Here is a 14,637-nt window from a genome sequence, read left to right on the forward strand (position 1 = left end):
GGCCGCCTCACCGGGACGGCGGTGTCCACTCGAACATCAGGATGGTCGCGTCGTCCCGCAGCCGGCTGGTGGAGGAGTCGAGGATGGAGTGGATGAGGCGCCGCAGGGTCTCGGACGCCAGCTCACCGGCGGCCGTCGCCCTGATGATGTAGTCGGCGAACTGCTCCAGGCCGAACTCCCCGCCGCCCTCCGACCGCGCCTCGGTGACCCCGTCGGTGTACATCAGCACCCGGTCGCCGGGCTTCAGCGCGATCTCGTGCACCGGCCGCCTCCGTCCGGCGAGCAGGGACGGCAGGCCCATCGGCGGATCCGGCTCGCGCAGCATGGCGTCGACGAGCAGCCGCCGGTCGCGGATCACGAGCGGGGTGGGATGACCGCAGTTGGTCCACTGCAGCACTCCCGAGGCGAGGTCCAGCTGGGCCAGGACGCCCGTGCAGAACTGGTCGGGAAGCCACTGCGCCAGCGCGTCGTCGACGCACTCCACCAGCTCCGGCAGGTCCGCACCGGAGCGCCGGGCGTTGCGGCACGCCGCCAGCGAAACGGCCGTGGTGAGCCCGCTGGCCAGGTCGTGGCCCATGGCGTCGAGGACCGTGGCGTGCAGGGTCGTCTCGGTGAGGGAGTGGTCGAAGGCGTCGCCGCCGAGCTCGTAGGCCGGTTCCAGCACGGCCGTGGACACCACGTGCGCGGTGCCGATCGTGCGGGGCGGCAGGAAGGCCCGCAGCATCTCGGCGGGAAGGCGCATCCGGTGCATGCGGGTACGCCGGACGAAGGAGTCCTCGTACGCCCGGCTGGTGGTGATCATCATGGCGACCAGCGTGGCGAGGGCCCGGGCGCTGCGCAGGACGGCCGGCGTCAGCGCGGGCACGTGCACGGCGAGGACGCCGAGGCGTTCCGCGCCGTCCACCAGGGGCAGCCAGGCGGTCATGCCGCCCGACTCGGACTCCGCCACACGCAGCGACTGAGTGCGGTAGGTCCAGCCCGCGAGCGAGTCGTCGACGAGGAGCGAGGAGGTGACGTCGGTGAGCGGCACGAGCCGGCGCTGCTGGATGTCGGCCAGGTAGACCACGGAGTGGGGGATCCCGAGGGCCTTGGTACAGCGGGCCGCGGCGGTGGTCAGGTCCAGCGCAGCGGTCTGCGGGTCGGCGAGGAACTCCTCCAGACGACCGTCGCCGGTCTCCGCCGTCGCCACTTCGTCTCCCCTCGCGCGCTGTCCGGGTGCCTCGTCCAGCAGTCTCACACCGGGGCGCGGGGAGCGCCCGGCGACAGGGGCGGACGGATGGTCAGCTCGGCTGGAGTCTCCACAGGAGCTCGCCGGCCGCCGAGCGGATCTCGTAGCGGGCGATGTCCTCCGGATGCATGGAGGAGCTGGCCATCATGGTGTCGGGGTCATCGCCGTGGCCGGGCCCGTGCCAGCTGGTGGCGGTCTCCTCGGTGCCGTCGTGGCCGACGATCACCAGGTGGCAGGCGCGCGGACCCGAGGCGTCCTTCACTTTCAGCTCGACCTGGCTGCCCGAGGCCTCGTCCTCCGTCGTGACCTGCGCCCACACGCCCGTCCGCGCGTCGGTCGCCGCGACCGTCCGGGGCTCCTCCGCGCTGCCCTCGGCCATCATCGCGATGCCGGGCACCGACGCCGCGAAGACCACCGAGGCGGCGAGGGCGAACAGCAGGCGTCTGCGTCCGGTTCGGCGCCGGGTCGCCACCTCGGCCAGCAACCCGTCCAGCATGCGCGGCCCGGGCTGCGCCATCGGGTGCACGAACCGTGGTGTCGCCCGCCGGTACAGCATCAACTGCCGTGTGGTCGGGCCGAATTCCGTCACCTCTGCAGCGCACCGAGGGCACTCCATGAGGTGGTCCTCGAAGCGGAAGGCCTCCGCCTCGTCCAGCACGCCGAGCGCGTAGGCCGCGACGTCGCGATGCCTCTCCAGGGACCTCATGCCGAATCCTCGTGCCGTTGGGTGCGGGTGGGGTTACTCCTTGCTCCCACCGGTACGGACCAGGCAGCGGAATCACTCAAGCCGGTGACACAATCGCAACCAAAGGATTCGGAGCCCTCCGGCCCCCGGATTGGTCCAGGGCCGCGGAAATCTAAAAAAGATGGATCGCGAGGTGTCCCAACGGCAGTCCGAGCTGCCACGCGGGTGTCCAGACCTTCGGCCCGTCGTCCTCCCCGACCACCGGCGCGCCCCCCGGCACCGCGTTCAGATCGGGCGCGAGCAGCTCCGTCTCCTGCAACCAGCGCCACGCCTCCTCCGCGAGGTCCAGGTCCGGCGCGGGCCGGCCCGACCGCGCGGCGCCGGTGGCGAGCTCGGCCAGCCGCTCGCGCACCCACTCCTGCCACGGCTGGTCGTAGGCGGTCAGCGACAGCCAGGTCTCCAGCTGCGTGACGACCCGGATGCCGGACAGCTCCCCGTCGGTGTCGGACAGGAAGACGGTCAGCGCCAGGGCATCGCGTCCGGCGCGGAACTCGAAGGACGTCGGCGGCATCAGATCGCCGGTCCGCAGCAGCTCGTCGGCGATGTACTCGGCGTACAACCACGCCATGGGAACGGTCAGTTCGCCGTCGGCACCGTCCGTGCTCCCCTGCTCTTCGTGCAGCATCCCTTCCTGCCTTCCTCCGGTACGTGCGCGTCGCCCGACACCGGGCCCCCGGGGACGCTGACGGCCCCCTGCGGAACACGGATGAGAACACCCGATTACTCAACCGGGGTCATCGGCAAGGCGCTTTACGGAGGCTTGACCCATCCATTGGTTTCACCGCAGGTCGGCGGCGTATCCCGGTAGCACCCTGCGCAGGGCGCGCAGCGCGTAGTACGCGCGGGACTTCACGGTACCGGGCGGGATCCCGAGGGTCGCCGCTGCTTCCGCCACACTCGCCCCCTGGAAGTACACGAGCACCAGGACTTCACGGTGCTCCGGAGTGAGTGTCTTCACAGCCTGGCGGACATCCAGCATCGCCGCCGCCCGTTCGGCGTGGTCGGAGATGACCCGCGCGTTCTCCAGCACCGCGTCGCCGACCTCGGCCGGACGGGCCTGGCGGGCCCGCCGGGCGTCGATCGCGAGCCGCCGCCCGACGGTCATCAGCCAGGGCCGCACGGAGTCGAAGTCGTCGGCGCGCAGGGCCTCGGGATGCTGCCAGGCGCGCACCAGCGTCTCCTGGACCAGGTCCTCCGCGCGCTGCCGGTCGCCGTCGCAGAGCCGCAGCAGCAGCGCGAAGAGGGGCCGGCCGTGCTCCCGCTGCAGTGCGGCGAGCTCGTGCTCGGCGGTCGTTCCGTTCGTGAGAGTGGATCCGGCCGTCATGGCCGTATGCCACCGCAGGGCACGGCGGGGGGACAGGGCACGTACCCGGCTGTGCGGCGGACGGTCGATCGCGTCGACGAACGGTTCGACGAACGGTCAGGTGCCCGGCCATGCGGGTGCCGGACGGGCTGATGAGCGTGTCGGAGCCGCATGGGGCGGCGTGCGCCTTCTTTCCTATTTGCGTGTAAATACGACCACAACGCCCACAGTGGGGTGAATGCATGCTCGCACGCAGTCGACAGATCGCCCTGGCCCTGACCGTCGTTCTCGCCGCAGGCGCCGCCTGCCAGGCCCGCGACCACGAGAAGCCCGACCGCGGCCGCCCGGCACCGGCCGCCGCCGAACCCCGCGGCTTCACGCTGGTCGCCTCCGGTGACGTCCTCCCGCACGACTCGATCATCGACCGGGCCCGCTTCGACGCCGGCGGCACCGGCTACGACTTCCGGCCGATGCTCGCCGGGATCCGCTCCGTCGTCTCCCGCGCCGACGTGTCCCTGTGCCACATGGAGACCGTCTACGGCGCGGACGGCGTCTACACCGGCTACCCCACCTTCACCTCCCCGCCCGAGGTGGCCGAGGCCCTCGCCGTCACCGGCTACGACGGCTGCTCCACCGCCTCCAACCACACCCTGGACGCCGGCGCCGACGGCATCCGCCGCACCCTCGACGCCCTCGACCGCGCGGGCGTCCGGCACTCCGGCTCGGCTCGCACCGAGGAGGAGGCACGCACGGCGACCGTCCTCCGGGCGGGCCCGGCGAAGGTCGCCCACCTCGCCTACACCTACGACACCAACGGCCTCCCCCTCCCGGACGGGCAGCCCTGGGCCGTCAATCTCATCGACGAGACCAGGATCCTCGCGGACGCCCGGGCCGCACGCCGGGAGGGCGCCGACGTGGTTCTGGTCTCCCTGCACTGGGGCACCGAGTGGCAGGACGCCCCCGACGACCGGCAGCTGACCCTGGCCCGGAACCTCACCGCCGCGCGCACCGCGGGCCGCCCCGACATCGACCTGATCCTCGGCACCCACGCACACGTCCCGCAGGCCTACGAAAAGGTCAACGGCACCTGGGTGATCTACGGCATGGGCGACCAGATCGCCGGCGAGATGACCAACCACGAGGGCGCCAAGGACCCGCGTGGCAACCAGTCCACGCTCGGCCGCTTCACCTTCGCCCCGCCCGCACGGCCCGGCGACCGCTGGGAGGTGACGAAGGCGGAGTTCGTCCCGCAGCTGTTCGACGTCGACGCGGGCCGGGTCGTCAACCTCAACCGGGCGCTCGCCCAGGGCGCCGACGTCCGGGCCGTCCGCGACCGCATCCGCGACGTCGTGCTCAGCCGCGGCGCGGCCGAGGACGGACTGGTGATGGGGGAGTAGCGCCTACACCGGCTCGCAGGGATCGGACGAAACCCCGGGACGCCCTACGGCACCACCGTGACCGGCCACCGGCCCGCCTTCACCAGGCGGACCGCCACCGAGCCGACGATGCGGTGGCCCGCCTGTTCCGAGGCGCCCACGACCACCGCGTCCGCCTTGAGTTCGTCGGCCGCCCTCACCAGACCGTTGTACGGGTCGCCGCGGAACGTGTGGAACTCCCAGCGGACCTCGAATATCCCCTTCAGCCGCTCGGCCGCGTCGCGGATCTGCGCCACCAAGTCCTCGGCGATCTCGTCCGTCGTCTCGGCCACCGGCGCACCCAGCGCCGCGCCCGCCGCCAGCACCGGCTGCACGTACACCAGGGCGAGCAGCGCGTTCTGGCGCCGGGCCAGGCCACCGGCGTAGGCCGCGGCCCGCAGGGAGGAGTCGGAGCCGTCCACCCCGGCCACGATCACCTTCGGCCCGTCCGTGCCGCGCTCGAACCGATGGGAGTGCTGTTCGCTCACGCCGCGAGGCTATCGGAACCGTATGGGCCCGCCGGCCCGCCGGGCGCTCGACGGGCGGGGAGGCCCCCGGGTTCCTACAGTCGACAGCATGAGCGTCAGCGCGGGCACCGGGGCGGCCGAGGACACCGCAGGCCCGATACGGCCGCCCCACCGGGCGCACGGCTTCCTCAGCCGGGTACCCGAGGGCTTCGCGGTCTTCCTCGGCGCCCTGGGCCTGCTCTGCGCCCTGCTGGCCGTCATCCCGCCGCTGCGCACCGGCCTTCGCCCGCTCGTCCGCTTCCTGGACCTGCTGCTCGTCCCGGTCAGCGCCAACCTCGCCTACGCCGTCTTCCTGTTCCTGCTCGCCGCCGCGACCGGCGCCCGCAAGAAGATCGCCTGGTGGCTGGTCGTCGTCTACCTGGGCCTGCTGGTCCTCACCGACATCCTCGGCATGGCCGTCGGCGACTTCGCCCGGTCCGTCCCCTCCTTCGTGGTGTGCGGCCTGGCCCTGATCCTGCTGGTCATCGCCCGCGGGGAGTTCTACGCCGCCTCCCGCCGCGCCGCCGTACGCCGGGCCCTCGCCGTCCTGGTCGCCGGCCTCGTCGTGGCGATCCTGGTCGGCTGGGCCCTGGTGGAGGCCTTCCCCGGGACCCTGCCCAGCGGCCGGCGGTTGGCCTGGGCCGCGAACCGGGTCTGCGGTGGCCTCGTGCCCGCGGGCAGTTTCGACGGGCGCCCGCCGCACGCCCTGTTCTTCCTGCTCGGCCTGTTCGGCGCGCTCGCCCTGCTGAACGCCGCCGCCACCCTGTTCCGCTCCCAGCGCCTCGAAGCCGCCCTGCACGACGACGAGGAGGCCCGCATCCGCGCCCTCCTCGGCCGCTACGGCGACCAGGACTCCCTCGGCTACTTCGCCACCCGCCGCGACAAGGCCGCCGTCTTCTCACCCAGCGGCAAAGCCGCCGTCACCTACCGCGTCGAGGCCGGGGTGTGCCTGGCCGGCGGCGACCCGGTGGACGACCGGGAGGCCTGGCCGCACGCGATCGCCGCCTGGCAGGACGTGGCCCGCCGCCACGCCTGGGTCCCGGCCGTGATGGGCGCCTCCGAAGAGGGCGCCCGGGCCTTCGTCCGCGCCGGGCTCGGCGCGCTCCAGCTCGGCGACGAGGCGATCCTGCACGTCCTCGACTTCGACCTCGACGGCCGTGACATGCGCGTCACCCGCCAGGCCGTCAACCGGGTCCGCCGCCTCGGCGTCACCTGCCGGGTCCGCCGCCACGCCGCCCTCTCCGAGGAGGAGATGCGGCAGATCGTCGAGCGGGCCGACGCCTGGCGCGACACCGAGACCGAGCGCGGCTTCTCCATGGCCCTGGACCGCCTCGGCGACCCGGCCGACGGCGACTGCCTCCTCGCCGAGGCCCTCGACCGGGACGGCCGGCTCCTCGCCGTCCAGTCCTTCGTGCCCTGGGGCAGGGACGGCGTCTCCCTGGACCTGATGCGCCGTGACCGCACCGCCCCCAACGGCGTCATGGAGTTCATGGTCGCCGAACTGTGCGCCGCCGCTCCCGGACTGGGCGTGCGCAAGGTCTCGCTGAACTTCGCCGTGTTCCGCTCCGTGTTCGAGGAGGGCGCCCGTATCGGCGCGGGACCGGTGCTCCGCCTCTGGCGCCGCCTGCTGCTGTTCTTCTCCAAGTGGTGGCAGCTGGAGGCCCTGTACCGCTCCAACGCCAAGTACCACCCCGAGTGGTACCCCCGCTTCCTCTGTTACGCGGAGGCCGCCTCCCTCGCCCGGGTCGGCCTCGCCTCCGGCATCGCCGAGGGCTTCGTCTCCGTACCGTCGATGCGCAAGTTGTGGGGAAAGGGGCACCCGAAGGGAGGACGGCGGCCCGCCACCACGGAGGGGCTGCCGTCGCTGGCGGCGCTCGGCCTCGCCGGAGGGGACGGGGCCGAGCCCGCCGACCCCCTCTCCGGCCTGTCCGACCAGGTCCGGCTCCGGCACCGCAAGCTCGACCGGCTGCGCGCCGACGGCACCGACCCCTACCCGGTGGGCATCCCGGCGCGCACCCACACCCTCGCCGAGGTCCGGCAGGGCGAGCAGGTCACCGTCGCCGGCCGGATCATGCTGGTCCGCGACTTCGGCGGCATCGTCTTCGTCGTCCTGCGCGACTGGTCCGGCGACCACCAACTCGCCCTCACCCGCGACCGCTCCGGCCCCGCACTGGACCGCTTCACCGCCGACACCGACATCGGCGACCACATCACCGTCACCGGCCGTGCGGGCGTCAGCGACAAGGGCGAGCCGACCGTGTTCGTCACCTCCTGGCAGCTCACCGGCAAATGCCTGCGCCCCCTGCCCGACAAGCGCCGGGGCCTCACCGACCCGGAGGCCAAGGTCCGTCGCCGCTACCTCGACCTGGTCGCGAGCCCCGACGCCCGCGACGTGATCCGCGCCCGCTCCACCGCCGTCCAGGCCCTGCGCCAGGGCCTGCTGGAACGCGGCTACCTCGAGGTCGAGACGCCGATGCTCCAGCAGATCCACGGCGGCGCCAACGCCCGCCCCTTCACCACCCACATCAACGCCTACGACCTCGACCTCTACCTGCGCATCGCCCCCGAGCTGTACCTGAAGCGGCTGTGCGTCGGCGGCCTGGAGAAGGTCTTCGAACTGGGCCGTACCTTCCGCAACGAGGGCGTCTCCTACAAGCACAACCCCGAGTTCACGATGCTGGAGGCCTACCAGGCCTTCGCCGACTACGACGTGATGCTCGACCTCGTCCGCGAACTCGTCCAGGGCGCCGCGACCGCCGCCTTCGGCAGACCCGTCGCCCACAAGGACGGCACGGAGTACGACATCTCCGGCCGGTGGCCCGTCAAGACCGTCCACGGCGCCATCAGCGAGGCCCTCGGGGAGGAGATCCACCCCGGCACGGAGCTGCCCGAGCTGCTCCGCCTCTGCGGCCGCGCCGGCGTGCCGTACACCGCCGACGACGGACCCGGCGACGTCGTCCTGGAGATGTACGAGCGGCTCGTCGAGGAGAAGACCCGGCTGCCCACCTTCTACAAGGACTTCCCGACCGACGTCTCCCCCCTCACCCGGCAGCACCGCACCGACCCGCGCCTCGCCGAACGCTGGGACCTCGTCGCCTTCGGCACCGAACTCGGCACCGCCTACTCGGAGCTCACCGACCCCGTGGAGCAGCGCCGCCGTCTCACCGCCCAGTCACTGCTCGCCGCCGGTGGCGACCCCGAGGCGATGGAACTCGACGAGGACTTCCTCGACGCCCTCGAATACGCCATGCCGCCCACCGGTGGCCTCGGCATCGGCGTCGACCGGCTGGTCATGTTCCTCACCGGACTGACCATCCGCGAGACCCTGCCCTTCCCCCTGGTGCGCCGCCGTTGACCCACCTGCGTGGGCCGAACGGGTGAATGCGTGCCGCTGCACCGGTGTTGCTCAGGTGCGTCGGCGGTCCGCCGGGCGACTGATGAGTCATGAAGAAGGATCAGTTGCTCTCCCGGCTGCTCACCCGGCGCCGGGCGTTGATCGCGGGTGCCGGCGCCGTGGGAGCGGCCGCGACGGCCGGAGTGCTCACGGCGGTCACCGGGGACGGACCCGCCACCTCCCCTCCGGCCGCGGGCTCCCAGGCCCGCCGCCCCCTCACGTCCTCCGCGTACCGCCTCCAGCCCTTGACCGGCTGGGGCCCGCCGCACGCCGCGCCCCGCCGGACCCTGGTACGCCGCGAACCGCTGCTGCGCGTGTCCGGCCGCGGCCGCACCATGGTGCTGACCTTCGACGACGGCCCCGATCCCCGCTACACCCCGGACATCCTGGACACCCTGGCCGAGTACGACGTGCGCGCGATGTTCTTCGTGTGCGGCGAGATGGCCGTCGGCAACAAGAACCTGCTGGCCCGGATGGCCGACGAGGGCCACGTCGTGGGGAACCACACCTGGTCCCACCCGTTGCTCACCCGTCTCACCCGCCGGCAGATCCGCAGCGAGATGGAACGCACCTGCGACGTGATCGAGGACGCCTACGGGGAGCGCCCCGAGTGGTTCCGCGCCCCGTACGGCGCCTGGAACCGCACCGCCTTCCAGCTCGGCGCCGAACTCGGCATGGAACCGCTCGCCTGGACGGTCGACACCCTCGACTGGACCGCGCCCGGCACCCGGTCCATCGTCGAGCGGGTCGAGAACGGCGCCGCCCCCGGCGTCGTGGTGCTGGCCCACGACGCCGGGGGCGACCGCTCGCAGAGCGTGCGCGCCCTGCGGCGCTATCTGCCCGAACTGCTCGATTCCGGCTACCACGTCACCGTGCCCCGGCGGCACTACGCGTAAGGAGGACCGTCGGGACTTTCGCCCGCCCGGCCGGGAACGCTCAGCGCACCTCGACCAAGCGGGCGAAGGCGACGACGTTCCCCGCATAGCCCTCCTGCTCGGAGAATCCGCCCCCGCAGGTGATGACCCGCAGTTCCGGCGCGCCCTTGGAAGCGTAGACACGGTCGCCGGGGAAGTTGTTCTTCTCGAACACCTCGATGCCATAGATCTCGAACACGGCGGTCTTTCCGTCCTGCCGGGCCACCTCGACGCGATGTCCCTTCTTCAGGGCACCGAGTCCGTAGAACACGGCGGGGCCCTGCTGGTTGTCGACATGGCCGACCACGACCGCGGTGCCCTTCTCGCCGGGGGTGACGGCACCGGTGAACCAGCCGGCCAGGTTGGGATCCTCCGGCGGCGGCGCGCCGACCCAGCCGTCCGCGTCCAGGCCCACGGGGATGATCGGAGCGTCGACCTGGATCGCCGGGATCCTGACCCGGTCCGGGAGCGCGTAGGGGAGGGGAGGCACGGTCGCGGCGGAGGTGCCGCCGGGCACCCTGCTGTCCGCGGCGGCCGCCGTCGCCGGCTGCGGCGGGCCCTCGTCGAACTCACCCGAACCATTCCGGATGAGCGCGAGGCCGGTCAGCAGGACAAGCGCTATCACGCCCCACGGGGCACGCTTCTTCCGCCGCGCCTCCTCCTCCGCCTCGGCCAGCTCGGACGCAGACATTCGCCATCCCCTCTCGACGCGGCCGTCGCCGTGTCAATCGCGCATATCAGCACGCTAAGCGGCACGCACGAAACCGGCGACGGGGCGGGGGCGAACGGGTGGCCCGGCGGGCCGGAAGGGGCGCAGTGGGGACAGGAGGTGCGCCATCCGAGTTGCCACCGCGAGGAAATTTCTGACAGTCCGTGACCTGCGGTGATATCCGATTGTGCGGTTTTCCCGCACAGCCTTCTCTCACCAGGACGGACCATCCCCGAAGTGCGGCTCGTGGCAGGGCAACTGACTGTCTTTCTGGGAGGCGCTTTCTCGCCGATCGACCGGGGACGGGTCCCGGGGCGTCTTCCGCGGAGGTTCACATGCGTAACACTCGTGCCCTGGCGGTCGCCGGCGCAGCGGTCGCCGCCCTCGGCCTCTCCGCCCCCGCGGCCACCGCGTGGGACTCGCCCCGCAACATCGTCGCCCTGCCCAGCGTGATCGCCCGTGGCGGCCAGCTGACCATCACGGTCGACGGCTGCCGCCACGGCGGCACGGCGACGTCCAACGCGTTCTCGCCGACGAGACTCTCGCCCGTCCGCGGCGCCAACGAGACGGCGCGGGGCACCGCCACCATCCACAACAACGCCCGACCGGGCTCGTACGACATCACCGTGGACTGCAACGGCCGGCGGATGACCAAGCCGCACGCCTTCACCGTCATCGGCGGTGTCCGCGGCGGCATCGGCGGCAGCAGCACCACCGGTGCGACTCCGACGGACATGGCCATCGGCGGCGGTCTCGTGGCCGCGGCGGTCGTCGGCGGCGGTGTGTTCTGGATGCGTCGCCGGGCCGAGCGGCGCATCTGACGCCCCGTGGCCCGATCCTTCTGCGAGCCTCGCACGTGAACGGCCTTCGCCCCGGCTCCCCTCACCAGGGGAGCCGGGGCGAAGGCCTGCGGCCGCGGGGCGCGTCAGCCGGCGTCCTCGTCGGGGCGGCGCGAGAAGTGGTAGGCGACGCCGAGCGACCCGGCGATCAGTGCCGCGCCCAGACCGATCTCCTTGAGATCGAAGCCGGCGAGAGTGCCGCCCTCACCGGCGTGCACACCCTTCTGGGGGTGGTGCGTCGGGCGGTGGGCGCCGTGGTGCGCGGGGTGGTGCGCCGGACGCCCGTCCGTGATCTTCAGGCGGGCGGTGCTGCTCGACTTGTCGCACTCGAACGACACGTCGTACACGCCGGGCCTGGCGTCCCAGTCGACGACGGCCGTCGCCCAGGACTCACCCGGCGGAATGATGACCACGTCGAAGACCGGTGAGTTGACCGCCGCCTTTCCCCGGCACACGTGGTTGCGTTCCACCCGCAGGGTGACCTCACCCCCCGCCGCGACGGTCGAGGGCTCGACGCTGAAGCCGAAGTCGGTACGGATCGCCGCGTCGGCGGGCACACAGGAGGTGAGGGCGCCGGCGCCCAGCAGTACGGCCGAAGCGACGCATATCGCGCGCATGGTGAATCCTCCGGGTCCCCGAGGAGCAATCGCGGACCTGTTCCGCTCACGTCACAAATGCACCTCGATGCCGGAAACGCTAGAAAGACGCGCGCGGTGGCGCGATCGCAGTAGCGCGAATGGGGCACGCGTGTGGGCCGCCCGGGGGAACGCCGTCGGCGCGGCCGGGGGACGGCGGCGGTGTGTCGCGCGCCCCTCGGCCGGGATCCGTGCTGTGGGACGCCGTCAGTCCTTGACGCCCGGGAAGAGGTTCAGGAACGGGTCCGCCGACGCGGTCACGCCCCGGCTGTAGGGCGAGTCGAAGTCCCAGATGAGGAACAGCAGGAAGGCGATCAGTGCCGAGAAGAGCCCGGCGAGGACGAGTTCCCGTGTCGTTCTGCGGATCTGCAGCGCGAAGATCATCCCGATGGTGACGACGGCCCCGGCGATCAGTCCGAACCACACCACCCCCGGCATGGTCTCCCCGGTCGACTCCGCCCGGGCGATCCGGGCCTGGTTCGCCGCGGTCACCTGGTCCAGCAGCGGCTGGTAGGCCTGGGCCTCGAAGTCCGTCGCCGGCTCGTAGTCGGTGACGTCCCGGCGGATCCGCTCGAAGCGCTCGGTGCCGCGCTCGGTCATCTCGCCCTTGTCGGCCATGGTGTCCCACTCGGTGGTGACGACGTGGCTCACATAGGCGTGGATGTCGTCCCGGATGCGGTCGCGCTCGCCGGCCGGGTAGACCCGTACCCGCTCCGAGATCTCGTGCAGCGCGGTGGCCTCGGCCTGCACGTGGTCCTGGGCGGCGCTGCGTCCCTCCCAGACACCGGCGATCGCCAGGCCCAGGACGATGGCGTAGACCACGCCGATCCACATCGTCATGTACTCGATGACGTCCGGGGTCTCACTGGGGTCTTCGTCCTCGGACGCCGTGCGGTGGCGTACGAAGGTGATGACGACCACCACGGCGCAGGCGGCCAGCATCGCGAGGGTGAGAACAAGCCATTCCGGCAAGAGGTACCTCCAGGGCTTCAGGAATCAGCGCGCGCGCAGCGCGGCGACGGCCACCACCGCGGGCACCGTGACGAGCAGGACGAAGGTGAGCGGCGACATCGTGCCGTTCGCCGGCCGTGGCCGCGGCGGCGCGGCGCGGTACCGCGGGTAGTGCACGGGCGTCGCGGACGGACGCGGTGCGGGTGTGGCCGGCGGAGCCGGTGCCGGGGGAGCGGGCGGTGGCGGGGGAGCGGGCGGTGGCGGCACCGGCCTCGGGGCCTGCCGGGGCGGGGGCGGCGCTGGGCGTGGCGCGGGCGGCGGCGGTGGAGGCGGCGGCTCGGGCCTGGCCGTGGGGGCCGGCTTCGGCGGGGGCGGGGGCTTCGATGAGGGCGGCGGATCCGGTGTCGGTGTCGGCTTCGGCGGGGGCGTCGGCTTCGGCGGCGGTGGAGTCGGGGTGGGGGTCGGAGTCGGCGTGGGGGTCGGCGCGGGAGGCGGGCACGGCGGCTTGGTCGGCCAGGTCTTCCTGCTTCCGGCGTACGCCACCGCCTCGGTGCCGCCCGGCCCCGTCGAGGCGTACGCGCAGGCGTCGGCCACCGCCACGCCGGCCGGTGCGCCGACGAGCGCCCAGGTCAGCGTCGCCATCGCCAAGACACGTGCGGCAAGGGCCGGTTGAATCGAGAGGGGTCCATGCACGACGAAGATCATGAGCCCTGTGCCGCCAGGACGTGCCGGGGTGCAAGGGGATTGCCCCGAAAGAGGGAAACCCGGGTGCCGTCGGTTTGATCGGCGGCAGCCCGCAGGGTGCTCGACGCGCACGTGTGTACGGCGGTGCGCGGCGCCCGTCACAAGTTCCGGAAAGAAATTCGGCCGACGGTTGAACACAATCACCGCCCCCATGCGTACTCATGGCCGTGCGGCGGCGCAGCAGGGCGCTGCAACACCCTTGCGATTATGGGGAGTTGACGATGAAGACCTCCTGGCGGAGCGCCTCACTCGTGGCGAGCGCCGCGGCGGTCCTGGCGCTGACGACGGCGTGCGGTCAGGACAGCCCACCGGCGGCCAGCCAGAACGTGGGCGCCACGGCCGCGCCCGGGGACTACGGAAGCATCGGCGCGGGCACCGGGAGCGGAGTCGGCGCCACGCCGACCGGCCAGCCGGCCGCACCGAGCGCCTCCAGCCCGTCCAACCCCGCCGGCAAGCTGTCCGTCTCCACCGCCGAGAAGGTCGGCAAGGTGGTCACCGACAGTCTCGGACTCACCCTGTACCGGTTCGACCAGGACACCGAGCAGCCGCCCAAGTCGAACTGCGACGGCGACTGCGCGAAGACCTGGCCGCCGGTCCCGGCCGACGACGCCGAGGCCGGCGAGGGCATCGACAAGGCGCTGCTCGGCTCGGTCACCCGGGCCGACGGCACCAAGCAGCTCACGGTGGGCGGCTGGCCCGCCTACCGCTACGCCAAGGACGTCAACGCGGGTGACGTCAAGGGCCAGGGCGTGGGCGGCAAGTGGTACGCGCTGGCACCCGACGGCAAGAAGGCGCAGGGGGGCGGAGCCGGCGGCGGAGGCGAGGTGGCCCAGGCCGGACTGTCCACGCGCAACGACCCCGAGCTCGGCGAGATCGTCGTCGACAAGAACGGCATGACCGTCTACCGGTTCAAGAAGGACGAGGCCTGGCCCAAGCCCGTCTCCAACTGCAGCGGTGAGTGCCTGGAGAAGTGGCCGCTCGTGGAGCCCGTCGACTTCGCCGACACCAAGGGCATCCAGAAGAAGGGCTACATGATCTTCGACCGGACCGACGGCAAGGGCAAGCAGCAGACGATCAACTGCTCGCCCATCTACACCTTCGCCGGCGACAAGGCTCCCGGCGACACCAACGGCCAGGGCGTGGGCGGCACCTGGTACGCCGTGCGGCCCGACGGAAAGCTGGTCGGCGCGCCGGAGAAGTAGAGAAACCTCCCCAGGGTTGATCATCTCGTCCACCCGAAGCGCAGACCCGGTC

The 14,637-nt window shown here is 72.3% G+C and carries 15 protein-coding genes; 6 read left to right on the forward strand and 9 right to left on the reverse strand.

Annotated features, from left to right (window positions below; genetic code table 11):
• Positions 1 to 7: 7 nt before the first annotated feature.
• The 4 genes from ACIRDU_RS10210 to ACIRDU_RS10225 form a co-directional block, all read right to left on the reverse strand.
• Positions 8 to 1,189 carry a PP2C family protein-serine/threonine phosphatase gene (locus tag ACIRDU_RS10210; RefSeq protein ID WP_403576696.1) on the reverse strand — a complete coding sequence of 394 codons (1,182 nt, stop codon included), beginning with the start codon at positions 1,187 to 1,189 and terminating at the stop codon, positions 8 to 10.
• 91 nt (positions 1,190 to 1,280) lie between these two features.
• A complete protein-coding gene (locus tag ACIRDU_RS10215) occupies positions 1,281 to 1,934 on the reverse strand; it encodes a zf-HC2 domain-containing protein (protein ID WP_403576698.1) in 654 nt (217 codons plus the stop codon).
• Positions 1,935 to 2,085: 151 nt separating this feature from the next.
• The gene (locus ACIRDU_RS10220) at positions 2,086 to 2,598 is read right to left on the reverse strand and encodes a hypothetical protein (protein ID WP_403576700.1); all 513 of its coding nucleotides are present in this window, start codon (positions 2,596 to 2,598) and stop codon (positions 2,086 to 2,088) included.
• A gap of 153 nt (positions 2,599 to 2,751) precedes the next feature.
• On the reverse strand, positions 2,752 to 3,297 hold the full coding sequence (locus ACIRDU_RS10225; protein ID WP_306960889.1) for a sigma-70 family RNA polymerase sigma factor: 546 nt from the start codon (positions 3,295 to 3,297) through the stop codon (positions 2,752 to 2,754).
• A gap of 221 nt (positions 3,298 to 3,518) precedes the next feature.
• Here ACIRDU_RS10225 and ACIRDU_RS10230 point away from each other — a divergent pair, with 221 nt between their 5' ends.
• Entirely contained in the window at positions 3,519 to 4,673 is a 1,155-nt protein-coding gene (locus ACIRDU_RS10230; RefSeq protein WP_403576702.1) for a CapA family protein, read from the forward strand.
• Positions 4,674 to 4,717: 44 nt separating this feature from the next.
• Here ACIRDU_RS10230 and ACIRDU_RS10235 read toward each other — a convergent pair whose 3' ends face one another.
• Positions 4,718 to 5,179 carry a universal stress protein gene (locus ACIRDU_RS10235; protein ID WP_403576704.1) on the reverse strand — a complete coding sequence of 154 codons (462 nt, stop codon included), beginning with the start codon at positions 5,177 to 5,179 and terminating at the stop codon, positions 4,718 to 4,720.
• A gap of 88 nt (positions 5,180 to 5,267) precedes the next feature.
• On the opposite strand from ACIRDU_RS10235, the gene lysX reads away from it, so the two are divergent.
• On the forward strand, positions 5,268 to 8,552 hold the full coding sequence (lysX, locus tag ACIRDU_RS10240; RefSeq protein WP_403576706.1) for a bifunctional lysylphosphatidylglycerol synthetase/lysine--tRNA ligase LysX: 3,285 nt from the start codon (positions 5,268 to 5,270) through the stop codon (positions 8,550 to 8,552).
• Positions 8,553 to 8,641: 89 nt separating this feature from the next.
• Positions 8,642 to 9,487: a polysaccharide deacetylase family protein gene (locus ACIRDU_RS10245; protein WP_403576708.1), complete on the forward strand. Its 846-nt coding sequence runs from the start codon at positions 8,642 to 8,644 to the stop codon at positions 9,485 to 9,487.
• Positions 9,488 to 9,527: 40 nt separating this feature from the next.
• On the opposite strand, the gene ACIRDU_RS10250 is transcribed toward ACIRDU_RS10245, so the two are convergent.
• A complete protein-coding gene (locus ACIRDU_RS10250) occupies positions 9,528 to 10,196 on the reverse strand; it encodes a class F sortase (RefSeq protein ID WP_403576710.1) in 669 nt (222 codons plus the stop codon).
• A 353-nt stretch (positions 10,197 to 10,549) separates the two neighbouring features.
• Between ACIRDU_RS10250 and ACIRDU_RS10255 the strand changes: the two genes are divergently transcribed.
• Complete coding sequence (locus ACIRDU_RS10255) at positions 10,550 to 11,035, forward strand: hypothetical protein (protein ID WP_403576712.1); 486 nt, start codon at positions 10,550 to 10,552, stop codon at positions 11,033 to 11,035.
• Positions 11,036 to 11,139: 104 nt separating this feature from the next.
• Here the strand turns inward: ACIRDU_RS10255 and ACIRDU_RS10260 are convergent, their stop codons facing one another.
• From ACIRDU_RS10260 to ACIRDU_RS10270, 3 genes are all read right to left on the reverse strand, one after another.
• On the reverse strand, positions 11,140 to 11,670 hold the full coding sequence (locus ACIRDU_RS10260) for a hypothetical protein (protein ID WP_403576714.1): 531 nt from the start codon (positions 11,668 to 11,670) through the stop codon (positions 11,140 to 11,142).
• A gap of 225 nt (positions 11,671 to 11,895) precedes the next feature.
• Complete coding sequence (locus ACIRDU_RS10265; RefSeq protein WP_403576716.1) at positions 11,896 to 12,660, reverse strand: DUF4239 domain-containing protein; 765 nt, start codon at positions 12,658 to 12,660, stop codon at positions 11,896 to 11,898.
• Between the two features lie 24 nt (positions 12,661 to 12,684).
• Positions 12,685 to 12,816, reverse strand: coding sequence for a hypothetical protein (locus tag ACIRDU_RS10270; RefSeq protein ID WP_403576718.1), 132 nt, complete (start codon positions 12,814 to 12,816; stop codon positions 12,685 to 12,687).
• A 28-nt stretch (positions 12,817 to 12,844) separates the two neighbouring features.
• Between ACIRDU_RS10270 and ACIRDU_RS10275 the strand changes: the two genes are divergently transcribed.
• Both ACIRDU_RS10275 and ACIRDU_RS10280 read left to right on the forward strand, forming a co-directional pair.
• Positions 12,845 to 13,312, forward strand: coding sequence for a hypothetical protein (locus ACIRDU_RS10275; protein ID WP_403576720.1), 468 nt, complete (start codon positions 12,845 to 12,847; stop codon positions 13,310 to 13,312).
• Positions 13,313 to 13,604: 292 nt separating this feature from the next.
• Positions 13,605 to 14,585 carry an SCO0930 family lipoprotein gene (locus ACIRDU_RS10280; protein WP_403576722.1) on the forward strand — a complete coding sequence of 327 codons (981 nt, stop codon included), beginning with the start codon at positions 13,605 to 13,607 and terminating at the stop codon, positions 14,583 to 14,585.
• The last annotated feature ends 52 nt before the right edge of the window (positions 14,586 to 14,637 follow it).

This window comes from Streptomyces sp. NPDC093598 (assembly GCF_044764825.1).
Taxonomy (GTDB): Bacteria; Actinomycetota; Actinomycetes; order Streptomycetales; family Streptomycetaceae; genus Streptomyces.

Bases quoted from the DNA above. Each gene is read 5' to 3' on its own strand.
- ACIRDU_RS10280 (WP_403576722.1), top strand. From the start codon at position 13,605: ATGAAGACCTCCTGGCGGAGCGCCTCACTCGTGGCGAGCGCCGCGGCG.
- ACIRDU_RS10225 (WP_306960889.1), bottom strand. From the start codon at position 3,297: ATGACGGCCGGATCCACTCTCACGAACGGAACGACCGCCGAGCACGAG.
- ACIRDU_RS10255 (WP_403576712.1), top strand. From the start codon at position 10,550: ATGCGTAACACTCGTGCCCTGGCGGTCGCCGGCGCAGCGGTCGCCGCC.
- ACIRDU_RS10250 (WP_403576710.1), bottom strand. From the start codon at position 10,196: ATGTCTGCGTCCGAGCTGGCCGAGGCGGAGGAGGAGGCGCGGCGGAAG.
- ACIRDU_RS10245 (WP_403576708.1), top strand. From the start codon at position 8,642: ATGAAGAAGGATCAGTTGCTCTCCCGGCTGCTCACCCGGCGCCGGGCG.
- ACIRDU_RS10215 (WP_403576698.1), bottom strand. From the start codon at position 1,934: ATGAGGTCCCTGGAGAGGCATCGCGACGTCGCGGCCTACGCGCTCGGC.
- ACIRDU_RS10260 (WP_403576714.1), bottom strand. From the start codon at position 11,670: ATGCGCGCGATATGCGTCGCTTCGGCCGTACTGCTGGGCGCCGGCGCC.
- ACIRDU_RS10220 (WP_403576700.1), bottom strand. From the start codon at position 2,598: ATGCTGCACGAAGAGCAGGGGAGCACGGACGGTGCCGACGGCGAACTG.
- ACIRDU_RS10230 (WP_403576702.1), top strand. From the start codon at position 3,519: ATGCTCGCACGCAGTCGACAGATCGCCCTGGCCCTGACCGTCGTTCTC.
- lysX (WP_403576706.1), top strand. From the start codon at position 5,268: ATGAGCGTCAGCGCGGGCACCGGGGCGGCCGAGGACACCGCAGGCCCG.